Annotated in this window: 16 protein-coding genes; 5 read left to right on the plus strand and 11 right to left on the minus strand. The window is 70.5% G+C overall.

The annotated features are described in order from the left end of the window. Nucleotides 1–30: 30 nt before the first annotated feature. The 3 genes from fliD to JMV16_RS16185 form a co-directional block, all read right to left on the minus strand. A complete protein-coding gene (gene fliD, locus JMV16_RS16175) occupies nucleotides 31–1,485 on the minus strand; it encodes a flagellar filament capping protein FliD (protein ID WP_201495336.1) in 1,455 nt (484 codons plus the stop codon). A 165-nt stretch (nucleotides 1,486–1,650) separates the two neighbouring features. After that, a complete protein-coding gene (locus tag JMV16_RS16180) occupies nucleotides 1,651–2,565 on the minus strand; it encodes a flagellin (RefSeq protein WP_201495337.1) in 915 nt (304 codons plus the stop codon). A gap of 301 nt (nucleotides 2,566–2,866) precedes the next feature. Continuing rightward, nucleotides 2,867–3,778 carry a flagellin gene (locus tag JMV16_RS16185; protein WP_201495338.1) on the minus strand — a complete coding sequence of 304 codons (912 nt, stop codon included), beginning with the start codon at nucleotides 3,776–3,778 and terminating at the stop codon, nucleotides 2,867–2,869. Nucleotides 3,779–4,255: 477 nt separating this feature from the next. Between JMV16_RS16185 and JMV16_RS16190 the strand changes: the two genes are divergently transcribed. After that, a complete protein-coding gene (locus JMV16_RS16190) occupies nucleotides 4,256–6,196 on the plus strand; it encodes a hypothetical protein (protein ID WP_201495339.1) in 1,941 nt (646 codons plus the stop codon). Between the two features lie 55 nt (nucleotides 6,197–6,251). After that, complete coding sequence (locus JMV16_RS16195) at nucleotides 6,252–8,603, plus strand: FkbM family methyltransferase (RefSeq protein ID WP_201495340.1); 2,352 nt, start codon at nucleotides 6,252–6,254, stop codon at nucleotides 8,601–8,603. A gap of 12 nt (nucleotides 8,604–8,615) precedes the next feature. On the opposite strand, the gene JMV16_RS16200 is transcribed toward JMV16_RS16195, so the two are convergent. The 6 genes from JMV16_RS16200 to JMV16_RS16225 form a co-directional block, all read right to left on the minus strand. Continuing rightward, entirely contained in the window at nucleotides 8,616–9,839 is a 1,224-nt protein-coding gene (locus JMV16_RS16200; protein ID WP_201495341.1) for a hypothetical protein, read from the minus strand. Between the two features lie 15 nt (nucleotides 9,840–9,854). Then, nucleotides 9,855–10,301, minus strand: coding sequence for a hypothetical protein (locus tag JMV16_RS16205; RefSeq protein ID WP_201495342.1), 447 nt, complete (start codon nucleotides 10,299–10,301; stop codon nucleotides 9,855–9,857). Between the two features lie 277 nt (nucleotides 10,302–10,578). Next, nucleotides 10,579–10,959 carry a DUF4150 domain-containing protein gene (locus JMV16_RS16210; protein WP_201495343.1) on the minus strand — a complete coding sequence of 127 codons (381 nt, stop codon included), beginning with the start codon at nucleotides 10,957–10,959 and terminating at the stop codon, nucleotides 10,579–10,581. Between the two features lie 26 nt (nucleotides 10,960–10,985). Further along, the gene (locus tag JMV16_RS16215; RefSeq protein WP_201495344.1) at nucleotides 10,986–12,077 is read right to left on the minus strand and encodes a beta-ketoacyl synthase N-terminal-like domain-containing protein; all 1,092 of its coding nucleotides are present in this window, start codon (nucleotides 12,075–12,077) and stop codon (nucleotides 10,986–10,988) included. Between the two features lie 4 nt (nucleotides 12,078–12,081). Continuing rightward, the gene (locus JMV16_RS16220) at nucleotides 12,082–13,140 is read right to left on the minus strand and encodes a DUF2169 domain-containing protein (protein WP_201495345.1); all 1,059 of its coding nucleotides are present in this window, start codon (nucleotides 13,138–13,140) and stop codon (nucleotides 12,082–12,084) included. A gap of 4 nt (nucleotides 13,141–13,144) precedes the next feature. Further along, complete coding sequence (locus tag JMV16_RS16225) at nucleotides 13,145–15,244, minus strand: type VI secretion system Vgr family protein (RefSeq protein WP_236580551.1); 2,100 nt, start codon at nucleotides 15,242–15,244, stop codon at nucleotides 13,145–13,147. A 118-nt stretch (nucleotides 15,245–15,362) separates the two neighbouring features. Here JMV16_RS16225 and egtD point away from each other — a divergent pair, with 118 nt between their 5' ends. After that, a complete protein-coding gene (egtD, locus tag JMV16_RS16230; protein ID WP_201495346.1) occupies nucleotides 15,363–16,325 on the plus strand; it encodes an L-histidine N(alpha)-methyltransferase in 963 nt (320 codons plus the stop codon). 1 nt (nucleotide 16,326) lies between these two features. Here egtD and senA read toward each other — a convergent pair whose 3' ends face one another. Next, on the minus strand, nucleotides 16,327–17,535 hold the full coding sequence (gene senA, locus JMV16_RS16235) for a selenoneine synthase SenA (protein ID WP_201495347.1): 1,209 nt from the start codon (nucleotides 17,533–17,535) through the stop codon (nucleotides 16,327–16,329). An 18-nt stretch (nucleotides 17,536–17,553) separates the two neighbouring features. On the opposite strand from senA, the gene senB reads away from it, so the two are divergent. After that, entirely contained in the window at nucleotides 17,554–18,552 is a 999-nt protein-coding gene (senB, locus tag JMV16_RS16240) for a selenoneine biosynthesis selenosugar synthase SenB (protein ID WP_201495348.1), read from the plus strand. Next, nucleotides 18,549–19,613, plus strand: coding sequence for a selenide, water dikinase SelD (selD, locus tag JMV16_RS16245; protein WP_201495349.1), 1,065 nt, complete (start codon nucleotides 18,549–18,551; stop codon nucleotides 19,611–19,613). The genes senB and selD overlap by 4 nt, the downstream gene beginning before the upstream one ends. Here the strand turns inward: selD and JMV16_RS16250 are convergent. Beyond that, a complete protein-coding gene (locus JMV16_RS16250) occupies nucleotides 19,576–20,559 on the minus strand; it encodes an alpha/beta fold hydrolase (RefSeq protein WP_201495350.1) in 984 nt (327 codons plus the stop codon). The two genes, selD and JMV16_RS16250, sit on opposite strands and share 38 nt — an antisense overlap. Nucleotides 20,560–20,567: the final 8 nt, after the last annotated feature.

Consider the following 20,567-nt stretch of genomic DNA (forward strand, 5'->3'; position numbering starts at 1 on the left):
CGGCCGCTCCGGCGGGTCGGCTCACCTGGCTCAACTGCTGCTGCCGGTGCTGCTCTTGGCCAGCATGGCCAGCTGTTGCGTGACGAGGTTGGTGAGCGCGTTGAGCTTGGACATGTTGGCGTCCATGGCCGTGTACTGCGCCACCAGGCGCTGCTGGTAGAGCGCGATGTGGTCGCTGTACCGCGACTGCGCTTCGCTGTTCTGGGTCAGGCGCTGCTGCAGGCCTTCGGTGCGCGTGGTCATGCTGCCGTCCACGCCCAGCACCTGGCGCGCGAGCGTGGCGTAGCGCTGCGCGAAGCCGTCGTTGGCCGGAGTGGCGGCGTCGGTGTTGGCAAAGGCCTTCCTCAGCTCGGCCAGGTCGGCCGTGGCGGTGTCGAGCTTGACGGCGTCGATGGTCAGCGTGCCGTCGCGTTGCGCCTGCAGGCCGAGGTTGGACAGGCGCGGAAAGCTGGCCGATGCCCCCGAGGGCGTGTTGAGCACGGCGCGCAGCTGGCGCTGCAGGCCGACCGCGGCGCTGTCACCTTGCAGCGGCCCCCCGGTCTTGGTGGCTGGGTCGTACTTGGTCTGATCGCCGATCTGCGTCGCGAGCGCGTTGTAGGCGTCGACGAAGGCCTTGATGGCGGTCTTCACCGCGTCGCGGTCGCTGGCCACGGAGACGTCGATGGTGGTCGCGCTGGCCTTGCGCAGTTGCAGCGTGAGGCCCTCGACGACGCCGCTGAGCTCGTTGGAGGCAGAGCTGACGGCAATGCCGTTGACGGTGGCCAAGGCATTGGAGGCCGCCTGCTTGCGCTCCATCGAGGCCGTGCCAGCGGGCGGATCGAAGGCAAATCGCGACAGCCCCGTGGCATCGGTGTCGCGGGCATCGTCGTCGAGGGTGGTGATGCGAAAGCCGTTCTCGGCGCCCGAGGCGCTGGAGCGCAGCGACAGGCGCACGCCGCTGGTGTCGGTCACCAGCGAGGCGGTCACGCCCATGCCCAGGCTGTTGATCTTGTCGCGCAGCGTCTGCAAGGTGTCGGTGGCGGCGATGGTCAGGGTTGCGGGCGTGCTGCCGTCCTTGGGCGTGAAGCCCGTCTGGCCCGCGTTCCAGGCGCCCACCTCCAGCGTCATGATGCCGCTGCCCACGAGGTCGGTGGCAGCCGCCAGCGGCGTGGCCGAGGCCAGGGTCTGGCTGGCGGCCAGCGATTGCACGGTGACGGCGTAGTTGCCCGTCGCGGCGCCGCTGCCGCCGACCACGCCGACGGCCGCGGTGTCGCTGCTGCTCACGGTGGATTGCGACCACAGGCTGCGGCCATTGAGCTTGCCGGCCGCGGTCTGCAGCGTGGCCAGCAGGCTGCTGATCTTGCCGTAGGACGAGACCTGGGTCTTCAGTTCGTCGGCGGCGGTCTTCATCTGCGACAGCGGCCGGCTTTCGACCGCCACCAGCTGCGAGACGATGCTGTTGATGTCCAGCCCGCTGCCGACGCCCAGGGATGTGATCGTGGCCATTCGGCTCTCCTGCCGCGCGCCTGGCGAGCGGCCCTGCAAAAACGAAGGGCTCCGGCGGCGATGCCGGCCTGTCTGCCGGCGTCGCCCTCCTGAGCCCCATATCGGCCGCGACCGGCCGCACTTGAGCGTGTGGCGCGGGCGCGGTGCCCGCCTTGCCCCGCGCCGTCAACCCTTGAGCAGCTGCAGCACCTGCTGCGGCAGTTGGTTGGCCTGGGCCACCATCGCGTTGCCGGCCTGCTGCAGGATCTGGGCGCGCGACAGGTTGGCCGTCTCGGCCGCGTAGTCGGCGTCCATGATGCGGCTGCGCGCCGCGTTCTGGTTCTCGCTCGACACCTGCAGCGTGGCGACCACGTTCTCGAAGCGGTTCTGCACCGCACCGAAGGTGGCGCGCTGGGAATTGATCGCGTTCATCGCGTTGTCGATGAACGAGATCGCGGTCAGCGCATCGGCGGTCGCGGTGATCAGTGCTGTCGGCGCGTCGGTGCCAGTGGTAAAGGTGCTGGTGGCGCTGTCGTAGGAGCCGATCAACGTGCCGGCCAGCACTGCGGTGCCGAGCACATCCGAGATGCCACCGGTGGCCGTCCAGGCAAAGGCCGAGACCTTGATCTGATCCAGCGTGGTGTTGTTGTTGGCACCGATCTGGAACGCCGAATCGGCGGTGGTCGCCAGGATGTTGATGCCGTTGAACTTGGTGCCGCCCAGCGTGCGCGAGGCTTCCTGCGCCAGCTGCACGTATTCCTGGTTCAGGCTCACGCGGTCTTCGGCGCTGTTGGTGCCGTTGGCCGACTGCACGGCCAGTTCGCGCATGCGCTGGAACAGTTCACTCACCTTGCCCAGCGCACCCTCGCCGACCTGCGCCAGCGAGATCGCGTCGTTGGCATTGCGCATCGCGACGTTCATGCCGCGCACCTGGGCGTTCATGCGCTCGGCAATGGACAGGCCGGCGGCGTCGTCCTTGGCGCTGTTGACGCGCAGGCCCGAGGACAGACGCTGCATCGAGGTGGTCAGCGAGATCTGGCTGGAACTCAGGTTGCGCTGCGCGTTCAGCGAAACGAGGTTGGTATTGATGGTTGCGGGCACGGCGGTTCTCCTGGGTGAGTCGGCAGTCGGTTCGTCTTGCGTTTCGAACCGACGAGGGTGCCGAAGCGCTGTGACATAGATTACGGCTGGGGCTGCGGAACCTTAGACCCGAAAAGCGGCGTGAAAGTGGTGTATTCACGGCCACCGCGAGAAGCGCCCGAAAGGGCGAGCCCGCACGCGAAAAGGCCCGCCAGGGCGGGCCTTGAAGGGGACAGGCCCGCGGGGCGGGCCTTGAAGCGGACAGGCTCGCGGGGCGGGCCTGGTGCCAGCGTGGCGGCCGTCGTGACGGCCGCGCCAGCTTTCAGCGCAGCAGCGCAAGCACTTGCTGCGGCAGCTGGTTGGCCTGGGCCACCATCGCATTGCCGGCCTGTTGCAGGATATTGGCGCGCGAGAGGTTGGAGGTCTCCACTGCGTAGTCGGCATCCATGATGCGGCTGCGTGCCGCGCTCTGGTTCTCGGCCGCGACCTGCAGGGTGGCCACCACGTTCTCGAAGCGGTTCTGCACCGCGCCGAAGGTGGCGCGCTGCGCGTTGATGGAGTTGATCGCGGCGTCGATATTGGTGACTGTGGTAAGGGCATCGGCTGCCGTCGTGATCAACTGGGTCGGCGCGTCGGTGCCGGTGGTGAAGGTGCTGGTGGCGCTGTCGTAAGAGCCGACCAACGTGCCGGCCAGCACGGCGGTGCCGAGTACGCTGGCGACCCCGGCGTCGGCCGTCCAGGCGAAGGCGGCGACCTTGATCTGGTCCAGCGTGGTGTTGTTGTTGGCACCGATCTGGAAGGCCGAGTCGGCGGTGGTGGCCAGGATGTTGGCGCCGTTGAACTTGGTGCCGCCCAGCGTGCGGGTGGCTTCCTGCGCGAGCTGGACGTACTCCTGGTTCAGGCTCACGCGGTCGTCGGCGCTGTTGGTGCCGTTGGCCGACTGCACGGCCAGTTCGCGCATGCGCTGGAACAGGTCACCGACCTTGGCCAGAGCGCCTTCGCCGGTCTGCGCCATCGAGATCGCGTCGTTGGCATTGCGCATCGCCACCGTCATGCCGCGCACCTGGGCGTTCATGCGTTCGGCGATGGACAGGCCGGCGGCGTCGTCCTTGGCGCTGTTGACGCGCAGACCCGAGGACAGGCGCTGCATCGCGGTGTTGAGGGAAGACTGGCTCGAGCTCAGATTGCGCTGCGCATTCAGCGAGACCAGGTTGGTGTTGATGGATTGCGACATTTAATTCTCCAGTCGATAAAAGACCACAGGCATATGCCCAGCAGGTGCCGCACTCGTGCCTTTCCTGAACACGGCGCCTGCCTGCAACTCCGCTTGCCGCAGCCCCTTTTCGGAGCCTAGGTTCGCGAAACTCGCCCGGGCCGCGTTCCGCCGGTACACCCCAGTTTTGCCTGTGGTGACCGGACGACCCGTGTGGTCCGGACCCCGCACCCATCTTGATGAGAGCGTTGAGCCCTTTTTCGACCAGTGGCTGGAAAGCTTTAGGCCACTGCGTGTTCACGACCGCGCTGTCAAACGGAACAGAGGGGCTCTCGCCACCCATTTCCTGTCCTTGATAGGGGGTGTCCCGGAGCAAGATTCCCGGGCCAGCCTCATGCTCGGGAGGCCGGTCTGTGCCAGAGCGAGCGACGGAGACGAGGCCATGCCCAGCAGGACGCGCAGCCAGGTGCCGGGGGCCGGCACGGCCGGGAGCCCGCGATGAATGCGGCCAGCCCTCGCGAGCAGCGCGCGCTGCATGGGGCCGACACCGCCGCCGCCGCCGCCCGGCTGTGGCGGGCCGGGCTGAAGCAGGGCGAGGCCGGCCGCTGGCGCGAGGCCGCGCTGGCCTTTGCGCGGGCGGCGCGCCTGGCTCCGGGCGACGCGCTGTACTGGACCAACCTGGCCCATGCCCAGCGCCACCGCGGTGCGCTGACCCGCGCGGTGGCTTCGGCGCGGCGCGCGCTGGCCATCGATGCCGTCGACCCCACGGCGCTGCGCATCGCCGGCGACTGCCTGCAGCGCCTGCGCCGGTATGAAGCCGCCGCGGCCTGCTTCGGCGCGCTCGAGGCCGCGGGCATCCAGGACGCCGAGATGATGGTGCAGCACGGTGCCGTGCTGCTGTCGCTGCTGCGGCCGGGCGAGGCTGCCGAGGTGCTGCTGCGCGCGCTGCCGCTCAAGCCCGATGCGCCCATGGGCCATGCGCTGCTGTCCGATGCCTGCCGCGACCAGGGCCGCAAGCGCGAGGCCGTCGAATGCATGCGCACCGTGCTGGCGCTGCGCCCCGGTGACCTGCAGACGCTGGCGCGCATGTCCTTCGAGAAGCGCAACCTGCTCGACTGGCAGGAGCTGGACGCCGACCTGGCGCAGCTGCGCGAGCTGCTGCGCGGGCCCCAGCCCGAGCCGGGCCGCATCGGCGCCGTCTTCGCGATGCTGTCGCTGCCGCTCGAGCCCGAGCTGCTGCTGACGGCCGCGCGCAGCGAGGCGCGCTTCATGGGCAGCGGCAGCCAGCCTTTGCCGGCCGTGCCGGTGCCGGTGCCGCCGCCGCAGCGCCGCACGCGCCTGGGCTGGCTGTCGTATGACTTCCGCGACCACGCGGTGTCGCAGTTGCTGGTGGAGGTGCTGGAGCACATCGACCGAGAGCGCTTCGAGCTCTTCCTCTATTCCACCGGCCCCGACGACGGCAGCACGCTGCGCGCACGGCTGGAGGCCTGCGAGCACTTCGTCGACCTGCGCGGCACCTCGGACGAGCAGGCCGCGGCCCGCATCCGCGCCGACGGCGTCGACGTCCTCGTCGACCTGATGGGCCACACGCGCGGCAACCGCATGGCCATCCTGGCCCAGCGCCCGGCGCCGGTGCAGGTGGGTTTTCTCGGCTACCCCGGCAGCAGCGGGGCCGACTACATCGACTACTTCATCGGTGACCCGCTGACCACGCCCCTCGAGCTGGCGCCGCATTTCAGCGAGAAGCTGGCGCAGATGCCGCTGTGCTTCCAGCCCAATGGCCGCTGGCGCCCGCTGCCGCAGCCCATGAGCCGGGCCGCGGCCGGCTTGCCCGAAGACGCCTTCGTGATGTGCGCCTTCAACCACACCTACAAGATCTTGCCGCCGGCCTTCGACATCTGGTGCGCGGTGATGCGCGAAGTGCCGCGGGCCGTGCTGTGGCTCAAGGAGACCAACGACCAGCTGCGTGACACCGTGCTGGCCGCGGCCCGGGCGCGCGGCGTGGAGCCGGCGCGCATCGTCTTCGCGCGCAATGTGCGCTACGACGAGCACTTCTCGCGCCTGGCCCAGGCCGATGTTTTCGTCGACACCTGGCCCTACAACGCCCACACCACGGCCGCCGATGCACTGTGGGCCGGCGTGCCGGTGATCACCGTCTATGGCAACGGCTTTGCCTCGCGCGTGGCCGCCAGCGCGCTGAACGCCGTGGGTCTGGCCGAGCTGGCCTTTGCCGACCCCGAGGACTACCACCGCGCCATCCTGGCGCTGGCGCTTGAGCCCGCACTGCTGGCCGCCTACCGCCAGCACCTGGACGGCCAGCGCATGGCGCTGCCGCTGTTCGACCCTGCCCGCCATGCAGGCGATCTGCAGGCGCTGCTGCAGCGCATGGTCGAGCGCTGGCGCGCCGGCCAGGAACCCGACCATCTGCTGGCCGATTGATCCGGCCAGGCCCTGCGAGCGCTACCACCCCAGACCTACCCCAAAGAAGGCCGCGATGACCCCCTCCACCGAAGCAAGACCCCTGGACGCCTGGCTGCTGCACACCCGCGCCGACCAGTTCATCTATGTCCCGGGCCGCGTCTCCAGCCTCACCACCTATGTGCTGCTGGAGCAGGAGCAATGGTTCGAAACCGAGATCGGCTTTGTCGGCCGCCTGCTCGAGCCGGGCTGCGATGCGCTGGACATCGGTGCCAACCACGGCGTCTACACGCTGGCCCTGGCCCAGGGCAGCGGCAGCGGCCATGTCTGGTCCTTCGAGCCCACGGCCGACCCGCGCGCCCGTCTGCGGGCAACGGTACAGGCCAATGGCCTGGAAGACCGCGTCACCGTCGTGCCCTGTGCGCTGTCCGACCACGCCGGCCGCGCCACGTTCCACACCTCGGGCCAGAGCGAGCTCAATTCGCTTTATGCCAATGGCGGCGAGGGCAGCGAGGAGGTCGAGCTCGAGACGCTGGATGCCTATGCCGCGCGCCATCTGCAGCAGCGCCGGGTCGGCTTCGTCAAGATCGACGCCGAGGGCGAGGAACTGCGCGTGCTCGCCGGCGGGCGCGAGTGGTTCGCCGGCAGCGAAGCCATCGTGATGTTCGAGTTGATGCACGGCCGCGCCGTCCACCTGGAACTGCTGCAGGCCTTCCGCGCCATGGGCTATGGCGTCTTCCGCCACCTGCCGGGGCTGGACCTGCTGGTCGAGTTCACGCCCGGCAGTGCCGAGGAGAACGCCTGGGTGCTCAACCTCTTCGCCATCAAGCCGGCCCAGCAACAGCGGCTGGCGGGCCTGGGCCTGCTGGTGGGTGCCGCCGATCTGCAGGCCGCCACCGCGCCGCTGCTCCCCCATGAAGCGGCGTTGATGCGCCTGGCCGCCAGCCCGCCGATGCGCGGCCTGGCCCTGCCGCTGGGCGACGACGAAAGCCCCGCCTACGCCGTGGCGCTGGCCCATGCGGCGACGGCCCAGCTCGGGCTGGCGGCCGATGCCGGCAGCCGCCTGCGCCACCTGATGGCGGCGCGCGCCGGCGTCGAGCAGGCTCTGGGCAGCGGGCAGGTCGGCCACATTGCCGCCTGGACCCTGCTTGTCCATTGCCTCTATGCGCTGGGCGAACGCGCCGCCGCGCTGGGCGTGGCGCGCGAGCTGATGCAGCACTGGCCGGGGGAGGCGCTGCAGGGCACGGCCTTCATGCCGGCGCTGGCGGCCGATCTGCAGCGCCCGCGCGGCAGCGATGCCGCGAGCTGGATGCAGCAGACCCTGGCCGAGTTCATCGAGCTGCGCAGCCGCCACTCGTCGTTCTTCGCCCAGGATGCCGCCGGCGGCCGCCTGGCGCCCATGCTGGCCCATCCCGACCACAGCCTGGAGATCGAGCGCCGCTACTTCCTGGACGAAGTGCGCCACAACCGCGTGCCCGAGCCTGACCATGTGCGCCTGCTCGCCGACGGCGCTTCCACGCGCAACACCGCGATCTGGAAGGCCTGGCTCGAGCAGATGCGCAGCGAGCTGACTGCCAGCGAGGCGCCGCTGGAGGTGCTGCTGCCCCTGCTCGACCGGCCGCTGGCCATCGTCGACGTCGGTGCCAGCACCCACGGCAGCGGCAGCGAGCCCTATGCCAACCTGCTGGCGACCGGCCACGCCCATGTCACCGGCTTCGAGCCCGATGCCAAGGCGCTGGACGAACTCAAGCGCACCTACCCCGAGGACGGCAGCCACCGCTTCCTGCCGCACTTCGTGGGCGACGGCGGAGCGGCCAACTTCCACAGCACGACCTGGTTCATGACCGGCTCGCTGCTGGCGCCCGACCCGCGCGTGATGGAGGCCTACCAGAACCTGGGCGAGATCACGCGCGAGACCGGCCGCAGCCCGGTGCAGACGGTGCGGCTGGACGATGTCATCGCCCCCGGCGGCATGGACCTGCTGAAGATCGACGTCCAGGGCGCCGAGGCCATGGTCTTCGACGGCGCCGCCGCGCGCCTGCGCGACTGCCTGGCGGTGTGGACCGAAGTCGAGTTCGTGCCCCTGTACAAGGACCAGCCGCTGTTCGGCGACATCGACCGGCGCCTCGCGGCCCACGGCCTGCGCTTCTTCTGCTTTGTCGGCTTCGGTGCGCGCCAGCTGGCGAGCTGGCAGGCCACGGCGCCGCGGCCGGGCCAGCGCCTGCAGCAGCTGTGGGCCGATGCGCTCTACCTGCCCACGCCCGAGCGCATGGCGCGCATGGACCGCGGCAGCCTGGCCCGTCTGGCCCTGCTGTGCCACGAGGTGCTGGGCGCGCCCGATGTCTGCCACGCGGCGCTCAACCTGCTGGCGGCGCGCACCGGCACCGATGCCGCCGAGCGTTACGCCCGCGCCATGCAGGCCGGCTGAGCCCGCTGTCCTCTAGAGCACGCGCGGCGGCGGAGCGAAGGGCTGGCGCGCCAGCGCAGCGCGTGCGGCGGCGTCCCAGCGCGCGGGCAGGTCGATGCGCGCCAGCACTGCGGCGCCGGGCAGGCCGTCGAGCGCGCAGCCGCGGTTGTGGCGCGCACCGGCCCGCAAGGCTTGGCCATGCTGGTCGAGATGGGCCTGGACGCGCACCAGATCGGGCAGCCAGACCGACGGCGCCATCTCGCGCTCGAAGTCGTCGGCGTCGGCCTTGGGCGACGGTGTCACGCGGTCGCCGCGGAAGTCTTCACCGCTGATGCGCGTGAAGGCGTCGCGCGCCGCGGCGGCCAGGGCGGCGTCGCTGCCGCGCATCCAGCCCGCCAGCAAGTTCACCGCTGGCGCGCCGGCCCAGCGGCCGGCCAACGCGGCCTGCTGCAGCGGCGGCAGCACGGCGGGCAGGGCCTGGGCGATGAGGGCGTCGTCCTCGGGCGTGCCGACGGCGGCCAGCCAGCCCAGTGCAGCCGCATCGCCTTCCTGCACCAGGAAGCGCAGCCCGCGCAGGACGCCGGCCTGGCCGCTCCAGATTGCGCAGCCCAGCACCGCCTCGCGCAACGCCGGGCGTGCCAGCGCCGCCTGGTAGGGGCGCGTCGGGGCGCCCTCGGGCGTGGCGGCAAGACGGCCATCGACCAGGGTGGCGACGCGCCACGCCGCGTCGGCCACCGCGTCATCGTCGTCCAGCAGCAAGGCGGCCAGGCGGCTGTCCTGGGGCGCCAGCTGGCCTTGGTGGGCCAGCACGGCGGCCGCGGCCACGGCGCGCGCCGGCTCAGCCCGGGCCAGCAAGGCCTGCACCGACGCGGCCGCGGCGCTGTTCAGCGGCGACATCCCCAGCGCGTCGCGCATGCCCGTGAGCTGCGGACCCTGGGCGGTGGCAAACAGCCCCACCACGCGCGCCGTGATGGCCGGGTTGGAAAGGCGGAGCAGGCCGTAGGCGGCGGCAAAGGCTTCGTCGCGGTCGGCCGCGGCCATCAGGCGCTTGCCGAGCAGGCCCGGCAAGGCATCGGGCACGACCAGCAGGCCGCCGACGTGGGCCTCGACACGCTCGTTCAGTTCGAGAAAGGATGCCAGTGTGTAGCGCGCATCGACGACCGCGGCACGGCGCTGCCCCCACAGATAGGCCAGCTCGTCGGCGTGGGTCTCGAGCAGCTCGGGAATGTGGTGCAGGCGCGGCGCCGGCGCGTTCATGCGGGCGGCGGGGCTTCAGTTGATGGCGACGTTACCGGCGCGAATGCGCTGCGTGCCCTTGGCGCGCAGCAGTACGTCCTCGCCCTTGACCATGGCACGGCCGTCGGCGCGGAGTTCGACGCTGGCTTCGCCACACTTGAGCGTGAGGGATTCGGTGGCTTCGAGGTTGAGGGTGGGCGTGCTGGCCTCGGCGATGTAGGCCCTGACGCGGCCCAGCACGATGCCCGGCCTGTCTGTATCGGGCCGCAAGGTCAGCACCTGGTCGCCGGGCTGCAAGGGACGGGTCTGCAATCCAAGTCCGTCCAGCCAGAGGCAGGCGAACTGGCAACTGTCCGCGGTGCGGACGACCAGCCAGCCGTCGGGTCGAACCTCGACCAGGCTTGCAAGGCAACTGCCTGTGAGCGGACCCGCCGCAACCGGGTCGGACAAGCGTGCGAGCTTTTCGATAGGCTGGATTTCCATGAATTTTCCCGTTGTGGATTCAATGTGACCGTGGGTCGAGGGGCATGAAGTGCAGCGTGTGCCGTCCAGCAGCCTGACAGTCGCGCCTGACCGACTCGGACCCGACCACGGGCCACAGGTGCTCGGCCAAGCGGAACCTCGTCGAGCCCGCGGGCAGGCGTTCTGACGCGATCAGAGGCTCCATCAGACCGGCCCCGCGGAGAGGGTCGGCGAAGGCGTCTGCATCATTGCCATGGAACGGCCGCGGAACCGGCGGGTGCATGTTTCGGTCATCACTTCAGCCCATGATGTTCTTGCTGTTGTGCCACAGCGGATCGCCCATCCGGCACACGTTCTTGCCTTCCAGCATCACGTCGAACGAGTACATCATGTACTCGCAGACATCCTGCACCGTGTTGCTGATGACGCCCTTCATCTGCCCGGGTTCGTCGCAGGTGCTGCGCGAATACTTGGCGCCCTTGACCATCACCATCGCGCCGTCGGCCTCGACCGTGGTCGTGCCCTGCGAGGTGTCGGACGACTTGCCCAGGTTGGGGTAGGGGATGGGGATGGGCCCCGCGGGCGGGCCGCCGGTCTTGCAGACATCGGGGAAGACCAGGCTCATGCCGCCGCTCTTCTTGTGCGCGAAGCCGCGGATGTTGTGGACGGTGCAGGCCATGTCGAGGGTGCTCCTGGTCTCAGAGTTCAGGCCGCCTGCTGCGTGATCAGCGCGGCGGCGCGGTCGGCGTGGTCGCTGGAGGCGAACACCAGGCAGGGTGAGCGGCGGTAGCCGGCAGCCACGCCCTGGGCGGCCAGGGCCAGCAGCACGGCGCCGTGGGCCGCGCCCAGGTCGCCAAAGCATTCGGCCGGGTGCTCGACCGCGTGCTCGGGGTCGAATGCAGCGGCGTTGCGCAGCCGGGCCACGCCGTACTCGCGCGCCCAGTAGCGTTCGCCATTGAAGCTGGCGTAGACGCAGCCTATGGGCGCTTTGGGGGGCGCCTCGGCCAACAGGGCGGCGAAGGCGCCGGCCAGGCCTTCGCCGAGGTATTCGTCTTCGGCATACAGGTGCCCGGCCTCCTGGCCGGCCGCGGCGCCCTGCAGCCAGGCCAGAGGCTGCAGGCCGCGCTGCTGCGCTGTCTGCGCCGTACACAGCAGCACGAAGCCTGCGCCCTCGCCCGGGCTCAGGCCGTCGCTGTTGGCTTCGTTGCGAACGCGGCCTTCCCGGTCCAGCGTGCCCAGTACATAGAGATCGACCAGGCTGTCGACGCCGCCCACCAGCACATAGGGGCAGTCGCCGCGCTGCAGCCGCGCGCTGGCGGTGCGCAGGGCCATCAGGGCCGCGGCGCGGCCGCGTGGCGCCGCGGTGCTCTGGCGCAGTTCGAGCGGCAGATTGGCCTGCAGCGCCAGCCGCTGGAGGAAACGCGCCGCGTCGATGGGTTGCGTGGTGTGGTGCTCGGGCAGGCCCAGCAGCAGGGGCAGCGGGTGCTCGGCGTCCACGCCCAGGGCGGCGCGCTCTTCCGGCGTACCCAGCGTGTCCTCGATGGCCAGCTGGGCCAGGCGCAGCATGCGGGCTTCGCGGTAGCTCAGGGCGCGCGCCTGCAGCGCCTCGGCCAGCGGCGGCAGGCCGTCTTCGGGCACGCTGCCGACAATGAAGGGCTCGAAGCGGCGGTCGCGCCATTCGATCTCTCGCAGCCTCACCAGGCGGGCACGCGCCGAGGCCGCGGTCTCGGCCAGCGACAGGCCAACGGCGGTGACGGCACCGGCGGCGGCGATGGCGATCGGCGAGCTCTCGCTCATGGACTCAGGCAACCCTGCGCATCTGCGTGCCCAGGTACTCGTCGCGCGGGTACTCGTCGCAGTCGACGCGCACCTCGGCCAGCTTGAGCAGATGCTTGTCGACCGCGAAGCCGGCACGCCAGATCATCTGCACGCGCATCGCGTCGGGCTCGAGGATGACGCTGTCCAGCCGTGGTTCGACCTCGTGCTCGCCGCCGCGGAAACGGAACAGCGCGCCCAACGTGCAGCGCGGCAGCTCGAAGGCGAGGGTCCGGCCGGCGGGCTGGCAGCCGAGCAACTGCACCGGCTCGCCGCCTTGCAGCGGGGAAGGGGACACCAGGGCAGGGGGGGCGGTCTGCAGGTGGCGCGGGTCGAAATCCTTGGGCAGGAAGGGCGAGCGCGTCTTCTGCCAGGCCTCGTCATAGGTGCCGGCGTAGTGGCGGCGCGGTGCCCAGGCCGGTGCGATGGGCGCCCAGCCCACCGGCGCGCAGCGCTGGCCCGGGTCTTCGAGGAGGTCTTCGGGGTGTTCGATCTGGGGCAGGGGGCGGTCTTCGAAGCCACTTTCGCGGCGGCCGATGAAGCCGCGGCCGACCGGATTGCGCACCTCGAATTCCTTGGCTTCGCCGCCCTCGGGCACGCGCTCGAAGCCGCCGAAGGCAAGCTCCCATCGCAGCGGCACGCGCTCGAAGGGCTCGGGTTCCGAGGGCTTCCATTGGCCGAGGCCGCGGCGCTGCCAGCGGCGCAGGCCCCAGACCCGCAGCGTGCTTGCCACCGGGCCCAGGCGCAGGCTGGCCTGCATGGCGCGCTGCCCGGCCTGGGGCGCAATGGCGTGGCCCAGCACCACGATGTCGGTGGAGGGCTTGCACAACGTCAGCTCGCCGGCGGCGCGCAGGCCGGTGGTGGCAGGGTCGCCCCAGTAAACGTCGCCGGGCAGCAGCGGCACCGGGCGCGCGGTCGGGCGCAGGCCCTCGGGGGCGATGTCGAAGGCGGCCTTGACGGCCAGATAGGCGGTCTCGACGCCGCGCGGATCGGCGAACACCGCCAGCGCGGCCTTGAAGGGGGTGCGGTTGTCGACCTGCAGCATGGGATCAGTTTTCGGCGATCTTGCTGCCCTTGATCACCACGTCGCTGCTGGCCTTGATGCCGATCTTTCCGCTACCGCTGATGGTGATGTCCTTGCCCTTGATCTGGATCGTGCCGTCCTTTTTCATCGTGATGCTGGCGCTGCCGGTGACGAAGGAGATCTCGTCGCCGGCCTGCACCACCCACTTCTTGCCGACCTGCAGCTTGTCGTCCTTGCCCACCTGGGTGCTGCGGTTGTCGCCCACCGTGAGCTTCTCTTCCTTGCCGATGCTGTGCTCTCGGTTCTTGCCGACATTGACGTTCTCGTTGTCGCCCACGGTCTCGTCGCGGTTCTTGCCGATGCTGATGCTCTCGTTCTTGCCGACGCTCTCGCTGCGGTTGTCGCCAATGGTGATGTCTTCGTTCTTGGCCACGCTTTCGGTGCGGTTGGCGCCGATGGTGATGGACTCGTTGTTGTCCACGGTCTCGGTGCGGTCGTGCTTGACGTGGGTGGTCTCGTCGTGATCCACCGTCTTGCTGCGGTCATGGCCGACCCAGTGGGTCTCGTCGTTCTCGACCTCGATGTCCTGGTTCTTCTCGGCGTGCAACCAGACCTGCTCGGCGCCCTTCTTGTCCTCGAAGCGCAACGCGTTGGACTGGGCATAGCTGCCGCCCTTGGACGAGCGCGTCAGCAGGCCTGATTGCGTCATGTTGGCCGGCAGTTCCCAGGGCGGCATGTGGGTGGCGTTGTAGACGCTGCCGGTGATGAGCGGTCGGTCGGGGTCGCCCTCGATGAAGTCGACGATGACCTCGTCGCCGATGCGCGGCACCGAAACCCAGCCGCGGTTGGCGCCGGCCCAGGGCGAGGCCACGCGCACGAAGCAGGAGCTGTTCTGGTCGGCCTTGCCCAGGCGGTCCCAGGTGAAGTGAACCTTTACGCGGCCGTACTTGTCGGTGTAGATCTCCTCGCCGGCGGGCCCGACCACGCGCGCCGTCTGCGGGCCCGGAACGCGCGTGCGCGCCGCCGTGCGCTCGCTGCGCCAGGGCTGCTTGGAGGGGATGGCGGTGAAGCGGCATTCGACCCGGGTGTCGCCGTCGGCTGCGGCATAGCCACCCAGCGTCATCGTGTACTGCGTGCCGGTGATGAGGTACTCACCGTTCTCGGCCGGCTGCGGGTGCTCGGCCAGCGTGAAGCGGTGGCCCACGGCCAGCGAACGCAGCTCGCCGCCGCCGCCCACCTGGCGGCCTCGTGCGCCTTGTTCCTGCAGGCGCAGGCCGGCATAGCGCTCTCCTTCGCCGGCCTCGGTGTAGTGGAAGGGCTGGTCGTAGACCTCGAGCGAGCCCGGGCGATCCTTGCCGTCGGCCTTGGCCGATTTCAGCAGCGAGGTCGTGGGCTTGACCCAGTCGTAGTCGGTCAGCGTGACCTGGCCGGTTTCGATGCGCCGGCGTGCCTTCCATTGCGTGATGGTGTCCAGCGTGTCCTGGCGCGCCAAGGTCTCGGTGTAGCGGTACTTGGCCTGCCCCGGGCACACGGAATGGCTGCCGGCGGCGTCGACCAGCACCATCACATGGCGGTTCTTCTCGTGCCGGAAGAAGTAGTAGATGCCTTCGTCTTCCATCAACCGGCTGGCAAAGTTGAAGTCGCTCTCGCGGTACTGCACGCAGTATTCGCGCGGCGCATAACTGCCCTGGAGCTTGAAGTCGACCTCGAGGTGAAAGGGCTCGAAGACCTGCTTGAGGATATCGGGCACCGCGAGCGACTGGAAGATGCGCGTATCGGCGCGCCGCGTCAGCAGCCACAGTGCCGGGCGCAGCACCAGGCGATAGCGGAACCACTGCTCGGTGGCCGCGCCTTCGGGGCCCATCTCGCTGACGATGCCGTGGAACTGGCGCTGGCTGCCGTCGCCCTGCAGCAGTGCCACGCTGGCTGGCGTGCCCAGCAGGTCGAGCGCGTCCAGTCCGTTGGAGGTGGACAGGGCGTCGACCTCGAACTCGTAGAGGCGGCCCAGTTCCTCGGTCGCGCGCATGGCGGCGAACAGCAGCTTGGGTCCGAGCTGGGTCGAGAGCGCAATCTCTTTGCGGGCCTGCGGGATCATGCGGTCTCCAAAGGCGGTGATTCTGAACATGTTGCCAGTGCGGTGCAGCGGCGGCCATCCTCAAATGGGATGGGTCGGCCCATCCCTGGCTTCAGGATGTGCCGGGCTGCTACATTGCCGGCCCCACCCGATAGACAGGCAGGCCTGCATGCGCGAGCCGCGTTTGATCCGTTTGCACCAGCATGATGCCGCATCGCTGGGGGACGAGGCCAAAGCCGGCCTGCTGCAGGTGCCGGCAAGGGTCTCGCCCAAGTTCTTCTACGACGCGCTGGGCTCGTGCCTGTTCGACGCCATCACCGAACTCGACGAGTACTACCCCACGCGCACCGAGGCTGCCATCCTGGCCCACCATGGCGCGGCCATTGCCGCCGCGGCGCGCTCGCGGCTGGGCAGCGGGGCCACGCTGGTGGACCTGGGCGCCGGCGATGGCGCCAAGGCGGCGCGCCTGTTTCCGCTGCTGCAGCCGGCGCGCTACCTCGCCGTCGACATCTCGGCCGCCTTCCTGGGCGCGGCGTTGCAGGCGCTGCAGCTGCGCCATCCGGCGCTCGAGATCATCGGCGTCGGCCTCGATTTCTCGGCCCGCCTGGCCCTGCCCGAGGGCCTGCTGGACGGCCCGGCGCTGGTCTTCTACCCCGGTTCGAGCATCGGCAACTTCGCCCCCGCCGAGGCCCTGCGCCTGCTGCGCGAGGCCCGTGCCCTGGCCAGCGGCGGTGCGCTGCTGATCGGTGTGGACCTGCTCAAGCCAGTGGCGGTGCTGGAAGCCGCCTACGACGACGCCCTGGGCGTCACCGCGGCCTTCAACCTCAACCTGCTGCGCCACTTGAACCGCCTGCTGGGTGCCGACTTCGCGCTGCGGCAATGGCGCCATCGTGCGTTCTTCAACGTCCAACGCGCGTGCATCGAGATGCATCTGCATGCGCGTGAAGCGCTCACGGTGAGCTGGCCCGGGGGCCGCCGTGACTTCGCCGCCGGCGAGGCCGTCCATACCGAGGACTCGTTCAAGTGGGCGCGGGCCGACTTTGAGGCCCTGCTGCGCGAGGCCGGCTTTGCCCGCGTCCACAGCTGGACCGACGAGCGCGACTGGTTTGCCGTCATGCTGGCCGAAGCCTGAACTAGCGCGCGCAGCTGCGAAAGCCGGCGTAGATGTCGTTGCGCTCGGGCGGAAAGAAGTTGCGGTAACAGGCGTGGCGCAGGCGCGGCTGGGTGGCGAAGCTGGCGCCGCGCAGCACGCGGCGGCTGCCGAACCAGGGCGCCGAATAGTCGGCGTAGGGATGGGGGCGGAAGCCTGGGTAGGGCGCAAAGGGGCTGGCCGTCCATTCCCAGACGGCGCCCCAGGCGAAGGCGGCGCCGCCCTGCGCGGCGGCGCGCTCCCATTCGGCCTCGGTCGGCAGGCGGCGCCCGGCCCAGCTACACCAGGCCTCGGCCTCGAAGGCCGTCAGGTGGCAGGCCGGCGCCGCCGGGTCCAGTGCCTGCCAGCGGCTGCCGCGCCGCTGCTGCCAGGCGCCGCCTTCACGGCGCAGATGGCGCGGTGAGCCCGCAGCCTGGGCCGCGCGCCAGCGGCCGGCCGCGCCGGGCCACCAGCGCGCATCGGCATAGCCGCCGGCCTCGACGAAGGGCAGGAACTCGCCCCAGCAGACGGCGCGGCTGTCGATGCGGCAGGCCGGCAAGGCCACCTCGTGCGCGCCGAGCTCGTTGTCGAAGGCGAAGCCGGGTTCGCGGCTGCCCAGCCACCCGGGGCCGGCGTCGAAGTGGAGTTCGCGCTGCGCCTGGGCCTGCGGCGGCGGGCCGGCGGCGGCCAGCGGGTGGTCGATGGCCAGGGTCTGCGCCATGTAGACCGCGGCCTCGCCGTGCATGTCCTCGTGGAACAGCGCCAGGCGGTGGAAGTAGAGGCCGCTGTCGCTGTCGTCCTCGGCCTCGTCCAGGAGGTCCAGCGTCTCGTCCAGGCCGCTGGACAGGTCGGCGCGGGTGGCGTCGGCATCCGGCAGGGGCAGCTGCCAGCGGCTGCCGTGGGGCACGAGGCTGGAGTTGTAGAGATCGTCGGCCCCGGCACGCGCCGCAGGCCTGCGCGCGGCCTGGGCTTCGGCTGCAGGGCCGCGCTCGCGCTGGCTGTTGCGGGCCACGAACCAGCTCTGGAACCAGCCGACATGGCCCAGCTCCCACAGCGGTGGGTTCAGCTCGGGCGTACACGCCACGGTCAGGCCGGCGTGCAGGGCCTGCTCGAAGACGGCAAAGGCGGCCAGCGTGTCGCGGCGGCTGTCGCGCAGCGCCTGGGCCAGCGCCTGGCGGCCGGCACCGCGCATCATGCGGCCCTCTGCGTTCATAGGCCTTACCCTTTCGTGATGTCGCGCCCACGCCTGGTCATCGTCACTCCCGCCCTGCGCGGCGCCAACAATGGCAACTGGCAGACGGCGCAGCGCTGGGCGCGCATGCTGGCGGCCGATTATCGGGTGGCACTCACCGAGCACTGGGAGGGCGGCGACGAGGCGCTGATGATCGCGCTGCATGCGCGGCGCTCGGCGGCGTCAATGCGGGCCTGGCGAGAGGCCGATCCGGCCCATGCGGCGCGTCCGCTGCTGCTGGTGCTGACCGGCACCGATCTGTACCAGGACATCCTGGTCGACGACCAGGCGCGGCAGTCGCTGGCGCTGGCCGACCGCCTGGTGCTGCTCAACGAATGCGCGCCGCAGGCCCTGCCCGAGGCGCTGCGCGCCAAGGCCCGCGTCTGCCTGCAGTCGGCGCCGGCCCTGGCGGCGGGGCCCAGACCCAAGACCGGGCGCCATCTGCGCGCGTTGATGGTCGGCCACCTGCGCGCGGTGAAGTCGCCCGCCACCTATTTCGAGGCCGCCCGCCTGCTGGCCGACCGTCCCGACATCCGCCTCGACCACATCGGCGGCGCGCTTGAAGGCGAGTGGGCGCTTCAGGCCCAGGCGCTGATGGCCGCGCAGCCCGGCTACCGCTGGCTTGGCGCCTTGACCCATGCCGCCACGCGCCGTCGCATCCGGGCCGCCCACCTGCTGGTCCACCCCAGCCTGCTCGAGGGCGGCGCCCATGTCGTGATCGAGGCGGTGCGCAGCGGCACGCCGGTGCTGGCCTCGCGCATAGACGGTAATCTGGGCCTGCTGGGGGCCGGCTACCCCGGCGTCTTCGAACCTGGCGACGCTGCCGAGCTGGCGGCCCTGCTGCGTCGCGCCCGCGACGATGCGACTATGCTGCCGGCCCTGCAGCGGCATTGCGCCCGGCGCGCGCCGCTGTTCGCGCCCGAGCGCGAGCGGCAGGTGCTGCGCGGCCTGGTGGCCGAACTGCTGCATCCCGATTTCCCAGCTGGAGACCCCCGATGAATGCGCCCGCCTGCCCCGCTGTCGAACCCCGATTGACCTCGCTGTCCCACGGTGGCGGCTGCGGCTGCAAGATCGCCCCCGGCGTGCTGAGCGAAATTCTCAAGGGCACGGTGGCGCTGCCGGTGCCGGCCGAGTTGCTGGTCGGCATCGAGACCAGCGACGATGCCGCCGTCTACCGCCTCAACGACGAACAGGCGTTGATTGCAACCACCGATTTCTTCATGCCCATCGTCGATGACCCGCATGATTTCGGCCGCATCGCCGCCACCAATGCCATCAGCGATGTCTATGCCATGGGCGGGCGGCCCATCCTGGCGCTGGCGCTGGTGGGCATGCCCATCAACGTGCTGTCCACCGCCACCATTGGCCGCATCCTCGAAGGCGGCGCCTCGGTCTGCCGCGCCGCCGGCATTCCCATCGCCGGCGGCCACACCATCGATTCGGTGGAGCCCATCTACGGCCTCGTCGCGCTGGGCCTGGTTCACCCCAGCCGCGTCAAGCGCAATGCCGATGCGCGTGCCGGCGATGTGCTGGTGCTGGGCAAGCCGCTGGGCGTGGGCGTGATGTCGGCGGCGCTCAAGAAGGGCCGGCTCGACGCCGCAGGCTACGACTTGATGATCGCCAGCACGACCCAGCTCAACACGGCCGGCCCCGACCTGGCCGAACTGCCCGGCGTGCATGCGCTCACCGATGTCACCGGCTTCGGCCTCGCCGGCCACGCGCTGGAACTGGCGCGCGGCTCGCGCCACGAGGTGGTGATCGACTGGGCGAGCGTGCCGCTGCACGAGGGCGTGCGCGATCTGGCCGCCCAAGGACTGGTCACCGGCGCCTCGGGCCGCAACTGGGCCGGCTACCACGCCGACGTGGTGTTGCCCGAAGGCTTTGCCGATGTCGATACCGCGCTGCTGTGCGACCCCCAGACCAGCGGCGGCCTGCTCGTCTCCTGCGCGCCGCAGAGCCTGGGCGCGGTGATGGACATCTTCCAGCGCCACGGCTTTGCACGCGCTGCGGTGGTGGGCGAGGTCAGGGCGGCGCCGACGCCGCGGCTGCGGGTGCGATAGCCGCGGCGGCCAGGAAGTCCTGCAGCGGCTTCACGCTGGCGGCTGGGTCTTCCTGCTGCGGCAGGTGGCCGAGGCCGTCGAGCACGACCAGGTGGCTGCCAGCGATGCGTTCCTGGAATTGCCGCCCCACGGCGGGTGGGATCAGGCGGTCACGCTCGCCCCAGAGGATGAGGGTGGGCTGCTTCAGCGTCGGCAGGCGTTCGGCGTCGGCGCCCGGCGCGGCGGCGCGCAGGCGCCGGATCAGGGCGCCGCGGTTGCCGTCGCGCAGCGTCAGCTGGAAATAGCGCTCCACCAATTCCGGTGTCACCTTGGCCGGGTCGCCATAGGCCTCGGCCAGGCTGGCCTCGACCAGGCCGCGAGGCAGTATCCATTCGAGCGCATGGCCCAGCACCGGCAGGCGCGCCAGCTTCAGGCCCGCGGGTTCATGATCGCCGGCCAGGCCGGAGGCGTCGACCAGCACCAGGGCGGCCACGCGTTGCGGCGCGAAAAGAGCGGTGCGCCAGGCAACCTCGCCGCCCAGCGAATGGCCCACCAGCACCGCGCGCTGGATGTTCAGTGCGTCAAGCAGGTTGACCAGAAAGCGCGCATAGGCGTCGCCGCTGTAGTCTCCCGCGGCGTACTGGCCGGTGTAGGGCCCGGTGAGGCCGAAGCCGGGCAGGTCCAGGCGGATGACGCGGCGCCGGCCCTTGAGTGCGCGCACCCAGCCTTCCCAGGTGTGCAGGCTGTCGGCCGTGCCGTGCAGCAGCACCAGGGGCAACGGGTCTTCGCGCGGGCCTTCGTCGCGCAGGTGGACGAGTTGGCCGCGCAGATCGATGAAGTCCGACGGCGGCAGGCCCCAGCGTGTGACGAGGCCGTGTACAGGCAGATCGGGTGCCTGCGAAAGCGCCAGCATCGCGGCGCCCACCATCATCAACACGCCCACCAGGCGCAGCAGGCGTTCACCCATGCAAGGCA

The organism is Rubrivivax sp. A210 (assembly GCF_904426505.1).
Lineage (GTDB): Bacteria > Pseudomonadota > Gammaproteobacteria > Burkholderiales > Burkholderiaceae_C > Rubrivivax.

What these genes read in the sequence shown, in the direction of transcription:
- fliD (WP_201495336.1), bottom strand. Translation starts at nt 1,485, where the DNA reads ATGGCCACGATCACATCCCTGGGCGTCGGCAGCGGGCTGGACATCAAC.
- JMV16_RS16185 (WP_201495338.1), bottom strand. Translation starts at nt 3,778, where the DNA reads ATGTCGCAATCCATCAACACCAACCTGGTCTCGCTGAATGCGCAGCGC.
- JMV16_RS16190 (WP_201495339.1), top strand. Translation starts at nt 4,256, where the DNA reads ATGAATGCGGCCAGCCCTCGCGAGCAGCGCGCGCTGCATGGGGCCGAC.
- JMV16_RS16195 (WP_201495340.1), top strand. Translation starts at nt 6,252, where the DNA reads ATGACCCCCTCCACCGAAGCAAGACCCCTGGACGCCTGGCTGCTGCAC.
- JMV16_RS16200 (WP_201495341.1), bottom strand. Translation starts at nt 9,839, where the DNA reads ATGAACGCGCCGGCGCCGCGCCTGCACCACATTCCCGAGCTGCTCGAG.
- JMV16_RS16205 (WP_201495342.1), bottom strand. Translation starts at nt 10,301, where the DNA reads ATGGAAATCCAGCCTATCGAAAAGCTCGCACGCTTGTCCGACCCGGTT.
- JMV16_RS16210 (WP_201495343.1), bottom strand. Translation starts at nt 10,959, where the DNA reads ATGGCCTGCACCGTCCACAACATCCGCGGCTTCGCGCACAAGAAGAGC.
- JMV16_RS16215 (WP_201495344.1), bottom strand. Translation starts at nt 12,077, where the DNA reads ATGAGCGAGAGCTCGCCGATCGCCATCGCCGCCGCCGGTGCCGTCACC.
- JMV16_RS16220 (WP_201495345.1), bottom strand. Translation starts at nt 13,140, where the DNA reads ATGCTGCAGGTCGACAACCGCACCCCCTTCAAGGCCGCGCTGGCGGTG.
- JMV16_RS16225 (WP_236580551.1), bottom strand. Translation starts at nt 15,244, where the DNA reads ATGTTCAGAATCACCGCCTTTGGAGACCGCATGATCCCGCAGGCCCGC.
- egtD (WP_201495346.1), top strand. Translation starts at nt 15,363, where the DNA reads ATGCGCGAGCCGCGTTTGATCCGTTTGCACCAGCATGATGCCGCATCG.
- senA (WP_201495347.1), bottom strand. Translation starts at nt 17,535, where the DNA reads ATGAACGCAGAGGGCCGCATGATGCGCGGTGCCGGCCGCCAGGCGCTG.
- senB (WP_201495348.1), top strand. Translation starts at nt 17,554, where the DNA reads ATGTCGCGCCCACGCCTGGTCATCGTCACTCCCGCCCTGCGCGGCGCC.
- selD (WP_201495349.1), top strand. Translation starts at nt 18,549, where the DNA reads ATGAATGCGCCCGCCTGCCCCGCTGTCGAACCCCGATTGACCTCGCTG.
- JMV16_RS16250 (WP_201495350.1), bottom strand. Translation starts at nt 20,559, where the DNA reads ATGGGTGAACGCCTGCTGCGCCTGGTGGGCGTGTTGATGATGGTGGGC.